This is a genomic window from Sphingomonas sp. MS122, from assembly GCF_049532975.1.
Lineage (GTDB): Bacteria > Pseudomonadota > Alphaproteobacteria > Sphingomonadales > Sphingomonadaceae > Sphingomonas.
The window spans coordinates 2867797-2882521 of the sequence record NZ_CP186695.1 but is presented as its reverse complement, the minus strand read 5'-3'; the positions used below and the strand labels follow the sequence as shown (position 1 = coordinate 2882521).

Below are 14725 nucleotides of genomic sequence, written 5' to 3'. Positions count from 1 at the left end.
GGCATACCCGGCTCCGGCCAGCATCTTCAGGAGCCGAGCTTTACCGTTACGGTGGTCGAGAGACCCGGGCGGAGCCGGGCGAGCGCCGGCTGGCCCGGATCGAGTGCAACTCGAACCGGGACGCGCTGGACGATCTTGGTGAAGTTGCCCGACCCCGGCTCGAACGGCAGCAAGGTGAACTCCGAGCCGGATCCCGGCGCGAAGCTGTCGATCCGGCCGGAAAGCTTCTGGCTGCCAAGCGCATCGACATGCACCTCCACGGGTTGCCCGACGAGCATGCGCGCGGTCTGAGTCTCCTTGAAGTTGGCGACGACATAGAGCTGGCGGCTCGGCACGAGCGTGAGCAGCCGCGAGCCGGGTTGCACGAAGTCGCCGGGCTGCGCGCGCCGGTTGCCGACCACGCCGGCGACCGGCGCGCGTACCAGCGTGTAGCTCTGGTCCTGCTCGGCGAGGCGAAGCGCCGCGCGCGCCCGCTCAGCCCCTGCCCTTGCGCGCTCCAGGTCGGCGAGAACGCTGTCTCTGCGCGTGATCGTCGCGCTCGCCTGGTCGCGCGAGGCGGCGAGGCCGGCGCTGCTCTGTCCCGCCTTTGCCCGCGCATCAAGATACGCCGCATGGACACGCTCGGCATCGCGCCGGGTGGCGAAGCCGCGCGCGAGCAGCGCCTGGTATCGCGCGTCGTCGGCCTGTGCCCGCCTAAGCTCTGCCTCGGAGGCGCCGATCGCGCTCCGCGCAACGGCGACGTTAGCGCCGGCGACCTGCATGTCCGCAGCATGAGTCTTCAGCGCCGCTGCCGCCGCTGCCACCGCCGCATCGGCATCGTGCACGGCCGCCTGCGCCGCCGCCCGTTTCGCGGCATATTCGCTGTCGTCGATGCGGACCAGCGGATCGCCGGCTTCCACCGGCTGATTGTCGCGCACGAGGACCTGCACGATCTGACCGGAGATCCGCGCCGAGACCAAGGTGCTGTCGGCGCGCAGATACGCATTGTCCGTCGTCTCGCTAGACGCGGGGCTGACGATCCAGAGCACGCCGCCAGCAGCGGCAACCAGGGCAATGCCTGCCACAAGGGCTGCACGCGGGATCTTGCGGCGGCGAACGTCGCCGTCACCCTCGATCGCGGCGGGAGCGTTCATGCCGTCATCACCAGCAGCGTGGAAGTGGCGGAGGCGAGCAGCCGGCCGCTGGCGTCGAGGAGCCTGGCTTCGGCAAAGGCCGCACGCCGTCCGATCGAGAGCAGCGATCCGGTCGCCCGCACGCGCCCGGTATCGACGCTCATCGCACGATGATAGGCGACCTTGAGCTCGAGGGTGGTGTAGCTCTGCCCCTCCTCGAGAGCAGTATGCGTCGCGATGCCGCAGGCGCTGTCGAGCAGCGTCGCCGCATAGCCGCCATGCACCGTGCCGAGTGGGTTATAGGCGCGGCGATCCGGCACGCCCTCGAACACTGCATGCCCCTTCGCGACCTCGACGAGCGAGAAGGCGAGCGTCTCCCCGATCGGCGGCTGCTTTCCGGCGGCGAGCAGCGCCTGAACCTGCTCCAGCCCGTTCATTGCGCGTCCTCGAGCCGGTAGCGCGCGCGGATCGATGCCGCCCCGCTTGCGAGGATCGCATCGGACTCGCGAGGGTCGGCCACAGCGCGCGACAGGAGCAACGCTCCGACAAGTTCGGCAAGCATCGAACGTCCCGCCGCCTCGGGCTCGGGAACGCCGTGCGCGGACAGCGCCTTGCCCAGCCAGGCCGCGAGCGTCGCAACACCTTGGCCGAAGCGCTCGCGGCTTTCGGGCTCGAGCCGCGCCATATCACCCGAAAGAGCCGCTACCGGGCATCCCTTGCCGCGGGCGTCGCGATGCATGGAAGAGAGATAGAAGCCGACATAGTCGGACAGCGCCTGCCGCGGATCGACATCAGCCCGGCTGCGATCGAAGCGATTGCGCGCTTCCTCGAACATGACACCGATCGCCTCGGCGACCAGATCATCCTTTGACCTGAAATGCGCGTAGAAGCCACCATGCGTCAGCCCCGCCCCCTTCATCAGCGCCGCGACGCCAATCCCTGTGGGTCCCTTGGCGCGGATGGCGACCGCCGCCTCCTTCAAGATCTTCGCCCGGGTTCGTTCGCGATGCTCGGCATCATAGCGCATCGGTCGCTCCTTGCTTGATATGATAATCATCATATAAAGATCGACCGATCAGCCGGCAAGAGACTCCCGTGATCCAGACGATCGATCCGCAGGCGCTGCCCGATGCGCGCAAGTTCCTGATCTTCGGCGTCATGGCCTTCGGCCAGTTCATGGCGCTGATCGACATCCAGATCGTCGCCGCCTCGCTCAATGAGGTCCGAGCCGGGCTCTCGGCGAGCGCCGACGAGATAAGCTGGGTGCAGACTTCCTATCTGATGGCCGAGCTGGTGATGATCCCGTTCGCCGCCTTCCTCGCCCAAGCCCTCTCGACCCGCTGGCTGTTCGCGCTCTCCGCAGGACTGTTCACGCTGGCGAGCGCCCTGTGCGGCCTGGCCTGGAGCATCGAATCGATGATCGCCTTCCGGGCGCTTCAAGGCTTTGTTGGGGGCGCGATGGTCCCGACGGTGTTCGCCACCGGATTCGCGATGTTCTCGGGCAAGCAGCGGGCGATGATCCCGGCGATCCTCGGCATGGTCTCCGTGCTCGCTCCCACCCTCGGTCCGACGCTCGGAGGATGGATCACCGACGCCGCGGGATGGCGCTGGATCTTCTATGTGAACATCGTGCCCGGCGCGCTGGTCACTTTGCTGGCGGTGCTGTTTATCCGGGTCGACGGCGCCAATCCCGGCATGCTGCGCCGCATCGACTGGATGCATCTCGCCGCGATGGCAATCTTCCTCGGCGGCCTCGAATATGTGCTCGAGGAAGGGCCGAGGAACGACTGGCTGCAAGACCGCGCGATTGCGATCGGAGCATGGCTCAGCTTTGTGGCCATGCTGCTGTTCCTCGAGCGCTCGCTCAGATCTTCGAATCCTGTCGTGAGCCTCACCCCGTTTCGTCGCCCGACCTTCGTGTTCGCCTGCGTCTTCAATCTGGTGATCGGGTTCGGCATCTATTCCGCAACCTATCTGGTGCCGGTCTTCCTCGGCACCGTCCGCGGCTATAACGCCTCTGAGATCGGCACCACGGTGTTCATCGCAGGCGTGGTTCAGATGCTTGGGGTCCCTGTAGCTGCCGGACTGTCGCAGCGCCTCGACCCGCGCATTATGATCACCTTCGGCCTTACCCTATTTGCAGCCGGGCTCTGGCTGTTCAGCTTCATGACCCCCGAATGGGGTTTCCACGCGCTGCTCTGGCCGCAGGCGGTGCGCAGTTTCGCGATCATGCTGTGCATCGTCCCCAGCGTGAACCTCGCGCTCACCGGCTTTGCCGGTCCCGAGCTTCGCTATGCATCGGGCCTGTTCAACCTCATGCGCAATCTGGGCGGGGCGATCGGCATTGCCCTCGTCAACACCTGGCTGCAGGACGCAAGCCGGCTGCACCTGCTTCGGCTCGGCGAGGCGCTCGGCGTCGCCGGCCGCAGCGGGAGCGAGCTGATCGAGGGACTTGCCCGGGAGGCCGGCGCACATACGTCGGACACGGCTGAGGCCCTGCTCAGGGCGCAGGCGATCGCCGGCAGCTTGGTGCAGCGTGAGGCGCTGACGCTCGCCTTCAACGACGTCTTTCGCATTATGGCGCTGATGTTCGTCGCTGCGCTTGTGCTGGTGCCCTTCTGCCGCCGCGCGAAGGCGTAGCGATCCAAGGACTCGCATCGTGCACAAGCGGCAGCTTTCGGGATCACCGCACAACGGGTCGAACGACGACCATGAGGGCGCTAAGCCGCCCCCGGGGCAGCCGCCGCGCGGTGAGGCCGGCATTTTTTTGCCGGCCGTCGCGCCGAATCAGAAGGTCAGTCGCGCGCCGGCAAAGTAGGACCGGCCAAACACATCGTAGAACCCGGAGATCGTGTTCTGCGCCTGCGATCCTGAGGTATTGTCCGGAACGATCGGGGGTTTGCGGTCGAACAAGTTGTTCACGCCGACATAGAATTGCATCTGCTTGGTCACCGCGAAGTTCATGCGGATGTTGTGGTAGTCGGCGGCGGGTATCTTCGGGAAACTCGCCAGGAACGGGCTCGCCTCCGTCTTCGGAATGTACCGCATGCTGTAGGTGAAGTCGAACGGACCCGAATTGTACATCACGTTGCCGGTCGCCTGCCAGCGCAGGAAGCCCTGGTTCGAGGTGTCGCCGCCTGCGTAGCCGTCCAGCTTGGTGATGCTCCCGTCGGGCTGAGTCTGCTCCGCCTTGTCGTAGATCGTCGACAGTACCTGCAGCGTCAGCCGATTGGGGCCATCGAACAGCGCCAGGCCGGGATCGAACGAGTACCGCGCCTCAATATCGATGCCCTTGACGCGGAATTCGCTGACGTTGAGCAATTGATCGTCGATCGCCGTCAGCGCGTAGTTGCCGGGAATCTCCGAGCGCGGCCCGCGCGTGATGTCGTCGCAGAATTGCCGGTCGGCCGTGTCATAGCAGAGGTTGACCTTCGCTTGACGCCCGACGGTGTTAATGAATCCGCCGATATTCACGTCGAACCGGTCCACCGTCAGGGTAAAGCCAGGCATGAAACGGGGCGCGAAGACCACGCCATAGGTCCAGGTATCGGCGCGTTCCGGCTGCAAATCCGGGTTGCCGCCGATCGTCCCGGCTACATTCTGCTGAACCGACAGCGGCGGAGCGTAGTCGGCCGGGACACCATCGGCCGTGCAATTGGCCGCGCGGGTCGGATTGGCATTGCGGTTCACCGCGCGGCACGGGTCGTCGACCGAGCCGAAGGTCTGGCCGAGGCCGGTCAGTTCGCCGGGCGTCGGCGCGCGAACGGCGCGCGCGCGCACGCCGCGGAAGCGGACGCCTTCGACAGGCTCCCAGGTCCCGCCCACCTTCCAGGTCTGATAGCTGTCGCCGCGATTGGGATCGGAGATGCGGTAGCCGCCTTCGAACTCCAGATTCTTGGTGAACGACTTGTCGCGCAGAAGCGGCACGATCAGCTCGCCAAAGGCTTCCTTGGTGCGGATTTCGACAAACTCGTTGTCGCCGATCTGGTTGCCGGTCGTGAGACCGCGCTGGATCGATTCGTCGGTGTCCTGAAACCCGGAGAAGGTGCGGTATTCGACGCCAAGCGCCACGCTGACGGGGCCGGCAGGCAGCGAAAAGGGCGAGCCGGACACGAACGCGTTGAAGTCATGCAAGGTGCTGATGCCGCTCTGCCCTGCCTTGACCACCAGATAGTCGATCTGATCCTGGGTGTAGGGCGCGAACGGGTTGATCGGCACGCAGCCCGAGGCCCGCGCCCCGGCGTCGCTGCACCGGTATCGGCCGGGATTGGCCGGATCGGCCTCGACCCGCAGGCCATAGTAAAGCCGGTCGGTACCCACCAGCCCGTCGGTGGAGCTATTCAACTCCGTCCGGCCATAGATATAGGATATCTCCCATCGCCAGTCGGACGTGCCGAGGGTGAAGTCGCCCCTGAGGCCGGCGGCGGCACGGATGGTATTGCGCTCGTTGGTGGCGCCGCGCCTGCCGAATTCGGAGAAACGCTGCGACCAGTCGATGCCATTCGCGATTTGCGCAGGGGTCAGCGCGGCGCGTTGGGCAGGCGTCGTCGCGGCCAGGAAGAACGGGTTGTCGACCGGGATCGTCACGGGCAGGCCGGGCACGCCGGGCTGGCCGCCGAACACGTTGGTGGTGCCCTGGAACGGCGCCGCCTCGATCGGCCCATCGGTCGATGAGCGGCCATAGTTGAATTCGGCGAAGGCAGTGATCGAATCCGACACCCGATAGTCCGCTTCAGCCGCGAACATGATCCGGCGAGTCGGGATCGCGAGGGTGCGTTCCGGGTTGCGGTTGAAGCCGTCCCGGGCGAGGTTGAAGGTCTGCAGTTGCCCGGTCGAAAGATTGCGGGTCAGGCTTCCCGAACCGATGAAGAAGCGCCCGCCCGGCACGACACCGGAATAGGGTGGCACGCCGGTCAGTCCACCGTCGGGCGCGCGCACCGGGCCCTCGGCCGGGTCGTTGTAACGGATATCGGTGTTGCAGATATAGGAGTCGGCGCAGGAGACGAGGCCCTCATAGGTATATTGCAGCGTGAACAGCGCATGCCCGTTCTCGCCGAGGCCCGTACCGAACATCACATAGCCGTTCGGGTTCTCGTTGTTGCCGCGCTCGGCGATGCCGTAGCTGGCCCCCGCCTGGAAACCGCGGAAATCGCGCTTGGTGATGATGTTGACCACGCCGGCGACCGCATCGGCACCGTAAACGGCGGAGGCGCCGCCCGTGATGATCTCGATCCGGTCGATGTTCGCGGTCGGCAGCGTATTGAAATCGACCGCCGTGCTGAGCGGCGTGCCCCCCGGTACGCGGCGGCCGTTGATCAGCACCACGCTGCGGATCGGCGCCAGGTTCCTGAGGTTGGTGGTGTTGAGGCCCGAAGCGGTCGCCCCGGAGAAGGACGAGGTGGTGCGCCCCCCGCCGAACGCCGGCGCGAACTGCGGCAGCGAGGTCGCGATATCGGCGACGTTCTCGAACCCCTGGCGGTTGAGCAGCGCGGAATCGACGACCAGGGTCGGCGTGCTGTTTTCGAGATTGGGCCGCGCGATGCGGGATCCGGTGACGACGATTTCCTCGCCTCCGCCGGCCGGTTGGCTATCGTCCTGGGGAAGCACGTCGTCGGCGCGCGCGGGCTCGACGGTGTCCTGCGCAACTGCGGGCTGCGCCAGCGCCGCGGTGAGTGCAAGCAATGCGGCGCCGCTCAAGCCGCGACGAAAGCCGGTCCTAGTCATTTAACCCTCCCTTTTTGCCCGCCGGTAAATCCGGTCTCCGGGCATTGGGGATCGATCAAGACGACCGGTGGCGGCGTCGAACAACGCCGTTGCGGGCGAGACGGCCAGCGTGCCGGGCGAACGTCGCGGTTATGCGGCGAACGTCGTGATCGGCACGGCGAGCGTCCGGATCAATCGAGCCGGGCGCGTCGCGTCATGTCGAGCAGGCTGCGAGCGTAGATCCTGCCCGCCTCGACAGTGCGGCCATCCGCCAGCACGGCCTTGATGCGCGATCCGGCTCGCGCCACGTCGACGATCTCCGAACGCCGCACCAGCGCACGCCGGTGGACCCGGATGAATTCCTCGGCCGAAACCTGCTCGGCGAACGCGCGGATCGACATCCGGACCAGGAAGGACCGGTCGGCAAGGTGCAGCCGGACATAGTCGTCCTCGCTGGTGACGAAACGGATGTCGGATATCGCAACCCGCGTCATCATGCCCCGGTTGCTGCGGACCCACACTTCCCGTTCGCCCGGCCCTGCGACCGATCCGGGCGCCGCGCGGCGCAGATTCGCCACCACGGCACGTAGCTCGGCAATGGTCGTTGCTGCCGCGCCGTCGGCCAGACGCGCCCGGGCACGGTGCAGCGCGGCGCGCAGTCGCGGAATCTCGATCGGCTTCAGGACATAGTCCACCGCCGGCGTTTCGAACGCGCGCGCCGCGAAATGATCGAACGCCGTGGCGAAGATGATCGCCGGCGAGCGCACCGCCTTCAGCCGGTCGATGAAGTCGAAGCCGGTGCCGTCGCGCATCTTGATGTCGACGATGACGATGTCGGGGCGGCATTCCTCGAAGCGCGACAGGCCGGCCCCGCATCCGTCAGCCTCCGCCACATGGACGAAACCGGGGACCTCGGCGATGGCAAGCTCGAGCCGGCGCAGTGCCAGAGGCTCGTCGTCGATGGTCATGACCGTGAGCGGGATCATGAAGGGATGCTCAACGGCAGCGAGATCACCGCACGGAACGAGCCGTCCTCGAGCGACCCGACGGCGAGCCGGCCGCGCTCACCGAAATGCCGCGCCAGCCGTTCGCGGACATTCGCGAGCCCGACTCCGCCCCCCTCCGGCTTCGCCATCCCCTGCGCCTGCGCACCACCGCCATTCTCGACCGCGACCTCCAGCTGCTCGCCGCCGACGCTCGCGGCGATCCGGATCCAGGTTGGCGGCGCCGATCGCGCGACGCCGTGTTTCACCGCGTTCTCGACAAGGGGCTGCAGCGAAAGCGCCGGCAACCGTGCGTTGACGAGCGCGTCCGGGATGTGGAACTCGGCGGCCAGATCGGGAAAGCGCTGCTGCTCGATCGCGAGATACTCGCGCTGAATTGCGACTTCCTGACCCAATGTGATGGCGGATGCGGGATCGAGCGCCAGCGTATGCCGCAGAAAGCGCCCCAGCCGCGTCACGATCTGCTCCGCGTCGGCGATCCGGCCATCGAGCATCAGGGCGGAGACCGCGTTCAAGCTGTTGAACAGGAAATGCGGATTGATCTGGTAGGCCAGCGCCTGAAGCTGTGCCTGTTGCGCAAGCGCACGCAGCTCGCCGGCGCGGCGCTCCTTCGCTTCTGCCTCGGCCGAATAATAGAGCGCGAAGTAAAATCCGGCCCAAGCCAGGAAAAGCCAGGTGAACTGCATCACTGCACTGATCACGCTAGACACGTCCACCGCCGGGACGTGCACGGGCACGCCGAACGCGACCTTCATCGCGAAATAATTGGCCCAAGCGAACAGCTCGGCGCAGAGCGGCGCAACCAGCACCAGCGCCATGACGCGATAGCGAAAGGAGCGGTGGTGCAGGCGCCGCAACAGCAGGTGGATCAGAAGACAGAAGCCCATGCCGAGCACGGTCAGCGCGGTACGCATCCCAACGATCGCCAGCACGCGATCCGGCGCCCGCGACACGTCGCCCAGCGCCAGCGCGGCGAAGCTGGAGATCCAGAACACGGCGCTCATCGTCATCAAGCCGCGAATAGGCGGAGAGGCGGCTGCGGCGGGCAGTTCGTCGAGAATTACAGGCGAAGCGCGGTCCGGCACGTTTTGAAACCCCAGTCCGGCCGCTATGCCAGCGCGTGCGCCTGAAGTCACGGACGTTGCCCCGCAGGAACTCGACGTTCGCCCGCAGGCCAATGTCCAATTTCGAACTGCCCGGCACTGTCGCGCGACTTTAGGCGGGAGGATATCGGTGCCATTCAAACAATTGTCGGTCGCAGTGTTCGTTTGCGGGACGCTGGACATCGCTTATGCGATCTTGACGGTGATGCTGAAGGGCGGAACCGCCGCCATGGTCTTGCGCGGCGTGGCTTCGGGACCGTTCGGGGAGGCAGCCAATGGCTGGGGCGCGGGCGGCGCGATTCTCGGCCTGGCAGTGCATTTCGCGATCATGACCGTGATGGTCGCGGCTTATTTCCTGCTCGTTACCCATACGAAACTGGGTGCCGTGTCGCCGTGGCTGGCTGGCGCCGGATATGGCTTGGCCCTGTACGTATTCATGTACTTCGTCGTGCTGCCGTTACGCTGGCCAACGATCCATCCGCAGACCGATGCGATCAAGATTGCCATGTCGCTCTTTCCGCACATCGTGTTGGTCGGCATCCCGCTGGCCCTCATCGCGTCTCATTCAGTCGCCACGCTCGCCAAGCTCAGCCGTTGATTGTTGCCGATACCCATTTTTGAGTTCGGGTGGATCAGTCTGGGGCGTCGCGAAAGCGGATCATGCCTTGTCTCCTCGAAGGAGCGAGGCGCCCCCATAAGGGGCGCCCCGCCAGTTCTCAGGCTGCATCGACGAGGACGATCTCGCTGTCCTCGATCGCGGTGACCACCAGCGTGTCGAGGTCGCGGACTGCCGCGCCGTCGCGAGCATTCACCCGCACTCCCTCGATCTCGACCGCGCCCACCGCCGGCACCAGATAGGCCTTGCGGTCCTTGCCGATCGGATATTCGGCAGTCTCGCCCGCCTTGAGGGTCGCCCCGACGACGCGGGCATCGGCGCGGATCGGCAACGCGTCCCCGTCGCTTGCGTAGCCCGAGGCAAGCGTGACGAAATGCCCGGAACGATCACCCTTGGGAAAGGGCTTGGCGCCCCATTGCGGGGCTTCACCATTGCGGGTCGGAATGATCCAGATCTGGAAGATCCGGGTGGTCACATCCTCCATATTGTATTCGGAGTGGGTGACGCCGGTCCCGGCGGACATCACCTGCACGTCGCCCGCCTCGGTGCGGCCTTTGTTGCCCAGGCTGTCCTGATGCGTGATCGCCCCCTCGCGGACATAGGTGATGATTTCCATGTCGCGATGCGGATGCGGGGGGAAACCGGTTTTCGGCGCGATCGTGTCGTCGTTCCACACGCGCAGATTGCCCCAGCGTGCACGCGCCGGATCGTGATAGTCGGCGAAGGAGAAATGGTGCTTGGCGTCGAGCCATCCGTGATTGGCGCCGCCGAGGCTGTCGAAAGGACGAAGTTCGATCATGGTGAGTCTCCTCGCGGGCGTCTTCGGCCTCGAAGCGCCTCGTGCGACATGATCTAGAGGTTGCCGTTCGTTCCGCTCAGTGGGATAAACCCATCCGAAACATTCGAGAGACTGGAATAGTGAGCAATCCGGGCACGCCGACGCTGGACCAGCTCCGCATCTTTCTGGCGGTGGTCGACACAGGCAGCTTCGGGGGTGCGGGCCGCAAGCTCAACCGCGCAGTCTCGGTGATCAGCTACGGCATTGCCAATCTGGAGGCACAGCTGGGGCTGACGCTGTTCGATCGCGAAGGAACGCGCAAGCCGAAGCTGACCGTGGCAGGCCGCGCCGTGCTTGCCGAGGCGCGGGCGGTGTCGCAAGGCATCGACGGGCTGCGCGCCAAGGTGAAGGGGCTACATGACGGATTGGAGGCAGAGGTCGACTTCGCCGTCGACGTGATGCTGCCGAGTAGCCGGCTTGGTCAGGTGCTGCGGGCGTTCGCGCGGGAGTTCCCCACCGTGTCGCTGCGCCTGCACGTCGAGGCGCTGGGTGCGATTACCGCAATGGTGCTGGATCGGACGGCGGCGATCGGCATTTCAGGACCACTCGCCGCCGGCGTGGAAGGCGTCGAGTGCATCGCAGCCGGATCGGTGCCGATGGTGCCGGTCGCCGCGCCCGACCACCCGCTCGGCCGGATGGAACGGATCGCGCCTGGTGCGGGCCGCGAATATACGCAGCTGGTGCTGACCGACCGCTCGCGCTTCACCGAGGGGCAGGATTATTCGGTGATGAGCCCCAAGACCTGGCGGCTAGCCGATCTGGGCGCCAAGCACGCCTTGCTGCGTGAAGGGATCGGGTGGGGTAACATGCCGCTGCCGATGATCGAGGCGGATCTGGTGGCAGGCACCCTCAGCCGGCTGGCGATGCCGGATCATCCGGGCGGCACCTATCGCTTTGCGGGGGTGTGGCGGCGCGACACGCCGCCAGGTCCTGCGGCATCCTGGCTGCTCGACCAGTTCGTCGCTCTCGGCCGCGACGATGTCGAGGAAGCGGGGATGACCGACATCTAGAAGCGGAGCATCGTCTCCGCGCCCAACATGCGGATGGTACGCGCGGAACCGGTCTCGCGCAGGAAGTCGCCCGGAGCGAAGATCGAGGCCGAAACGGAGAAGGACAGGATCGTGCTCGCCTGCCAGCCGAACGACAGCTCAAGCTGGTTGCCGATATGGCGCGCATCGCTGCCGCCTGCCTCGCGGATCAGTTGGCCCGACACGTCATACACGCCATCGCCGCGGCTGGCACGCCAATAGGCGGCGCCGGCAAGCTCCCCCGTCACGCCGCGGCCGAGATCGACATCGAGGCTCGGATGGAGGTTCACGATGTTGCGCGGGCCGATCGGCGACAGCTCGCCGAAATACTTGCCTTTGGGGAAGAGCGCGTTGAACGTCTCGAGCCGCCCGTCGCCAGGATCGCGGTCGCCGCTGGCAATGTTGGCGCGTAGCCGCAGGCGGGGGGCGAGCGTCGCCTGCGGGAAGGCATAGCTCGTCTCGCTCGCGACGGACCAAGCGCGGATTTCGGCATCGCCGAAGCGGCCGCGCTGCAGCATCGCTTCCCAGTTCCAGCCGAGTCTCCCGCGCGTGCCGAACAGGCGGATGCCGTAGGTGTCGCGCCGCTCGCGCGCGGTCAGGCCGGCAAAGCGCGCGGAGGCGTCGCCATAGCGCAGCCAGTAGAAGTCGGCCTGGGCGCCGGGAGCGATCGGCAGCGTGACATAGAGTCCGTCGAGCGACCGGGTCGGCGAGGTCCGATCGTCCAGATCGCCCGGGCGGATCGCCACCGGACGAATGTGCAAGGCCTGAAGCCGGGCACCGCCGCGGTCGAGCATCAGCCGCACCCCGTCGAAAGGCTGGGGAATGTTGGGGCCGTAGCGCAGCCCGACCAGCCGCTCAGAACCCAGCGCCACCAGCTCGCGGCCGGCACGTAGCGTCGCCGTGGCGCGCGTGCCAAGGGGAAGCCGAAGATCGGCAAAGCCCTGGAGCAGGTCGACCCCGGTCTCGTCGGTCGGCCCGGCGCCGGCGCCCACCCCCACAGCATAGCCGGCGATGCCCTGGACGAAGGCGCGCACCGGCCCGGCACGGACATCGGCCAGTGGCATCAGCCGCAGCCAGAGATAGCCATCATCGGGCGAAGGCGGCTGGCCCCAGAGATTGTTGTCGAGCCCTTCGTAGCGGGCGCGTGCTTCCGCGCCGAGCGTGACCCGCACCGCGCCGTCAGGGTCGATCGGGCGATCCTTGAGCCGGTGCCACCAGTCGGCATCACGTTTCGGGGAATCGCGCAGCAGCGACCAGTCCTCGTCGTAACGCGTGTTGGTTTGCTCGACCTGCGCGCGCGCCTGAACGGACAGGATGAGCAGCGCGGCGAGAATCGGCGTTCGGATCATCGCGCGATCAAATGGCGTACCACGGGGGCCGTGGCATCGCGCTGGAAGGCGCGCACCGCCTCCTGCTGGACGCGGTCGGCATTCGTCACCCGGTCGTGCTGGCGCAGATGCTCGAGCCAGCTTTCAAGGGTGAAGGTCTCGAGCACCAGGCCGGGCTCGGCGGCGTCCTCGTACACGCCCCAGTGAATCGCGCCGTCACGCTGACGGATACGGCGCATGCCTTGCATCGCGGCGAAGAATTCGGCCACTCGCGACGGGTCGATCCGGTACTCGATCGTCACGAGCACGGGGCCGCGGTCATGCTCCACGGCGCCCTCGACCAGCGGCGCGGGCCAGTGCAGCGACGGCGCAAGGTCGAGCTTCGCCATGCTGTCGAGCGGACGCCGCCAGGCGAGCGCCAGAGTCGTGAGGGCGAGCAACGCGGCGGCGAGAAGCAAGGTGGCAGGCACGCCGATCCGGCTGGCGGTCGCGCCCCAGAGGGTCGAGCCGGCCGTCATCGATCCCTGGAAGACGAGCAGGTAGAGCGCCAGCGCGCGCGCCTTGACCCAGGCAGGCGAGCTCGCCTGGGCGCCGCCGTTGAGGGAGGCCATCATCGCGATCCAGGCGAAGCCGCCGGCCGTCAGCGCGGCGGCGGCAGCGAGGAAGCTGCCTGCCAGTGACAAACCGGCCATGGCGGCAGCGAGCAGCAGCGAGGCCGCCACGGTGGTGCGGTTGGCGCCGAGCCGCCCTCGAATGCGCGGCATCAGGAGCGCGCCGGCGATCGCGCCCAGCCCCATGAAGGTGAGCAGCCCGCCATAGCCTGCCGGACCAAGGCCGAGATCACGCCGCGCGATTACCGGCAGCAGCGCCCACAGGCCGCTCGCGAACAGGAAGAAGCCGACCGAGCGGATCAGCACGGTTTGCAGCTCGGGCGCCTGGAGCGCGTAGCGCACGCCTGCACGCATTGCGCCGAGGAAATGTTCGGCGGGCAAATGCCGCTGCGGCACGTCGCGGCGCCAGCGCACCAGCACTGCGATGACGCCGAGCACCGAAACCGCGTTGAGCGCGAACACCGCCCCCGTGCCGGCCGCCGCAATGATCGCACCGCCCAATGCCGGACCGATCGCACGGGCGATGTTCACCCCCAGGCTGTTGAGTGCCACCGCCTGCTGGAGTGCCTTGCCCGGCACCAGCTCGGGCACGATGGCCTGGAAGGTCGGCGCGGACAGCGCCGCGCCGACCGCGATCGCCGCGGTAAGCGCAAGCAGCACCCAGGCGGTGGTGATCCCGCCGAACGTGGTCAGCGCCAGGATCGCGGTCGCGACCAGCCCGAACAGCTGCGCGCTGATCAGCAGCTTGCGCCGGTCGACGATGTCGGCGAGCGCGCCGGCAGGCAGCGCCAGCGCGAACATCGGCAGCGTCGTCGCGGCCTGCACCAGCGCGACCATCAGGGGGTCGGTTGAGAGCGAGGTCATCAGCCAGCCGGCGCCGACGTCGTGCATCCAGGTGCCGATGTTCGATACCACGGTCGCGATCCACAGCGCGCGGAACACGGGGCTGGCGAGCGGCTTCTCGCTGGCGGCGGTCATCGATTCTTTCCCTGGACGATCGCCGCGAGCATCAGCCCGCCGACCAGCCCGGCGTGTTCAAGAAACGTGTTGCGCTCGTGGAAGCGCGCGATGGGATCGACCACGGTCCAGAACGGGTGCGCGATCCATGTGGCGAGCACGGTGAATACGCCCAGCGCGCCCGCGCCGAGCCAAGCCCATCGCCCTGCGATCACCAGCAGCGATCCGCCGAGCTGGACGAGGATCGTCAGCGCGGCGATCGCGAGGGCCGGCTGGAGCCCGAAATGAGCCGCCTCGGCCACCGCGCCATTCCAGTCGGCGAGCTTGGCAATGCCGCTTGTCCAATAAGGCATGGTGAGCAGGATCGCCGCAGCGGCGGCGAAGCGACGACTGGCGAGCAGGGCCGTGACGGGCGCGGGGGCCAT

At 67.0% G+C, this 14725-nt stretch carries 13 protein-coding genes; 3 read left to right on the top strand and 10 right to left on the bottom strand.

Annotated features, from left to right (window positions below; translation table 11 throughout):
* Window positions 1-26: 26 nt before the first annotated feature.
* The 3 genes from ACO227_RS13935 to ACO227_RS13925 are packed head-to-tail and all read right to left on the bottom strand — an operon-like array spanning window position 27 to window position 2139.
* On the bottom strand, window positions 27-1133 hold the full coding sequence (locus tag ACO227_RS13935) for an HlyD family secretion protein (protein ID WP_423602451.1): 1107 nt from the start codon (window positions 1131-1133) through the stop codon (window positions 27-29).
* The gene (locus ACO227_RS13930; protein WP_423602449.1) at window positions 1130-1549 is read right to left on the bottom strand and encodes a PaaI family thioesterase; all 420 of its coding nucleotides are present in this window, start codon (window positions 1547-1549) and stop codon (window positions 1130-1132) included. Before ACO227_RS13930 ends, ACO227_RS13935 begins: the two co-directional genes overlap by 4 nt.
* Complete coding sequence (locus ACO227_RS13925) at window positions 1546-2139, bottom strand: TetR/AcrR family transcriptional regulator (protein WP_423602448.1); 594 nt, start codon at window positions 2137-2139, stop codon at window positions 1546-1548. Before ACO227_RS13925 ends, ACO227_RS13930 begins: the two co-directional genes overlap by 4 nt.
* Before the next feature lie 68 nt (window positions 2140-2207).
* Between ACO227_RS13925 and ACO227_RS13920 the strand changes: the two genes are divergently transcribed.
* Window positions 2208-3752, top strand: coding sequence for a DHA2 family efflux MFS transporter permease subunit (locus tag ACO227_RS13920; RefSeq protein ID WP_423602447.1), 1545 nt, complete (start codon window positions 2208-2210; stop codon window positions 3750-3752).
* Window positions 3753-3899: 147 nt separating this feature from the next.
* Here ACO227_RS13920 and ACO227_RS13915 read toward each other — a convergent pair whose 3' ends face one another.
* From ACO227_RS13915 to ACO227_RS13905, 3 genes are all read right to left on the bottom strand, one after another.
* Window positions 3900-6836 carry a TonB-dependent receptor domain-containing protein gene (locus ACO227_RS13915; protein ID WP_423602446.1) on the bottom strand — a complete coding sequence of 979 codons (2937 nt, stop codon included), beginning with the start codon at window positions 6834-6836 and terminating at the stop codon, window positions 3900-3902.
* 170 nt (window positions 6837-7006) lie between these two features.
* Complete coding sequence (locus ACO227_RS13910) at window positions 7007-7801, bottom strand: LytR/AlgR family response regulator transcription factor (protein WP_423602444.1); 795 nt, start codon at window positions 7799-7801, stop codon at window positions 7007-7009.
* The gene (locus ACO227_RS13905) at window positions 7798-8829 is read right to left on the bottom strand and encodes a sensor histidine kinase (protein WP_423602443.1); all 1032 of its coding nucleotides are present in this window, start codon (window positions 8827-8829) and stop codon (window positions 7798-7800) included. The genes ACO227_RS13910 and ACO227_RS13905 overlap by 4 nt, the downstream gene beginning before the upstream one ends.
* 223 nt (window positions 8830-9052) lie before the next feature.
* Here ACO227_RS13905 and ACO227_RS13900 point away from each other — a divergent pair, with 223 nt between their 5' ends.
* The gene (locus ACO227_RS13900) at window positions 9053-9520 is read left to right on the top strand and encodes a hypothetical protein (protein WP_423602442.1); all 468 of its coding nucleotides are present in this window, start codon (window positions 9053-9055) and stop codon (window positions 9518-9520) included.
* A gap of 118 nt (window positions 9521-9638) precedes the next feature.
* Here ACO227_RS13900 and ACO227_RS13895 read toward each other — a convergent pair whose 3' ends face one another.
* Window positions 9639-10337 carry a pirin family protein gene (locus ACO227_RS13895; RefSeq protein WP_423602440.1) on the bottom strand — a complete coding sequence of 233 codons (699 nt, stop codon included), beginning with the start codon at window positions 10335-10337 and terminating at the stop codon, window positions 9639-9641.
* 119 nt (window positions 10338-10456) lie between these two features.
* On the opposite strand from ACO227_RS13895, the gene ACO227_RS13890 reads away from it, so the two are divergent.
* The gene (locus ACO227_RS13890; protein WP_423602439.1) at window positions 10457-11386 is read left to right on the top strand and encodes a LysR family transcriptional regulator; all 930 of its coding nucleotides are present in this window, start codon (window positions 10457-10459) and stop codon (window positions 11384-11386) included.
* Here ACO227_RS13890 and ACO227_RS13885 read toward each other — a convergent pair.
* From ACO227_RS13885 to ACO227_RS13875, 3 genes are read right to left on the bottom strand one after another with little or no spacing between them, the layout of a single operon-like run.
* Window positions 11383-12753 (bottom strand): alginate export family protein, encoded by a 1371-nt coding sequence (locus ACO227_RS13885; protein ID WP_423602437.1) that lies wholly within the window; start codon window positions 12751-12753, stop codon window positions 11383-11385. The two genes, ACO227_RS13890 and ACO227_RS13885, sit on opposite strands and share 4 nt — an antisense overlap.
* Window positions 12750-14321: an MFS transporter gene (locus ACO227_RS13880; protein ID WP_423602435.1), complete on the bottom strand. Its 1572-nt coding sequence runs from the start codon at window positions 14319-14321 to the stop codon at window positions 12750-12752. The genes ACO227_RS13885 and ACO227_RS13880 overlap by 4 nt, the downstream gene beginning before the upstream one ends.
* Window positions 14318-14725, bottom strand: a complete 408-nt coding sequence (locus ACO227_RS13875) for a DoxX family protein (protein ID WP_423602434.1) — start codon at window positions 14723-14725, stop codon at window positions 14318-14320. Before ACO227_RS13875 ends, ACO227_RS13880 begins: the two co-directional genes overlap by 4 nt.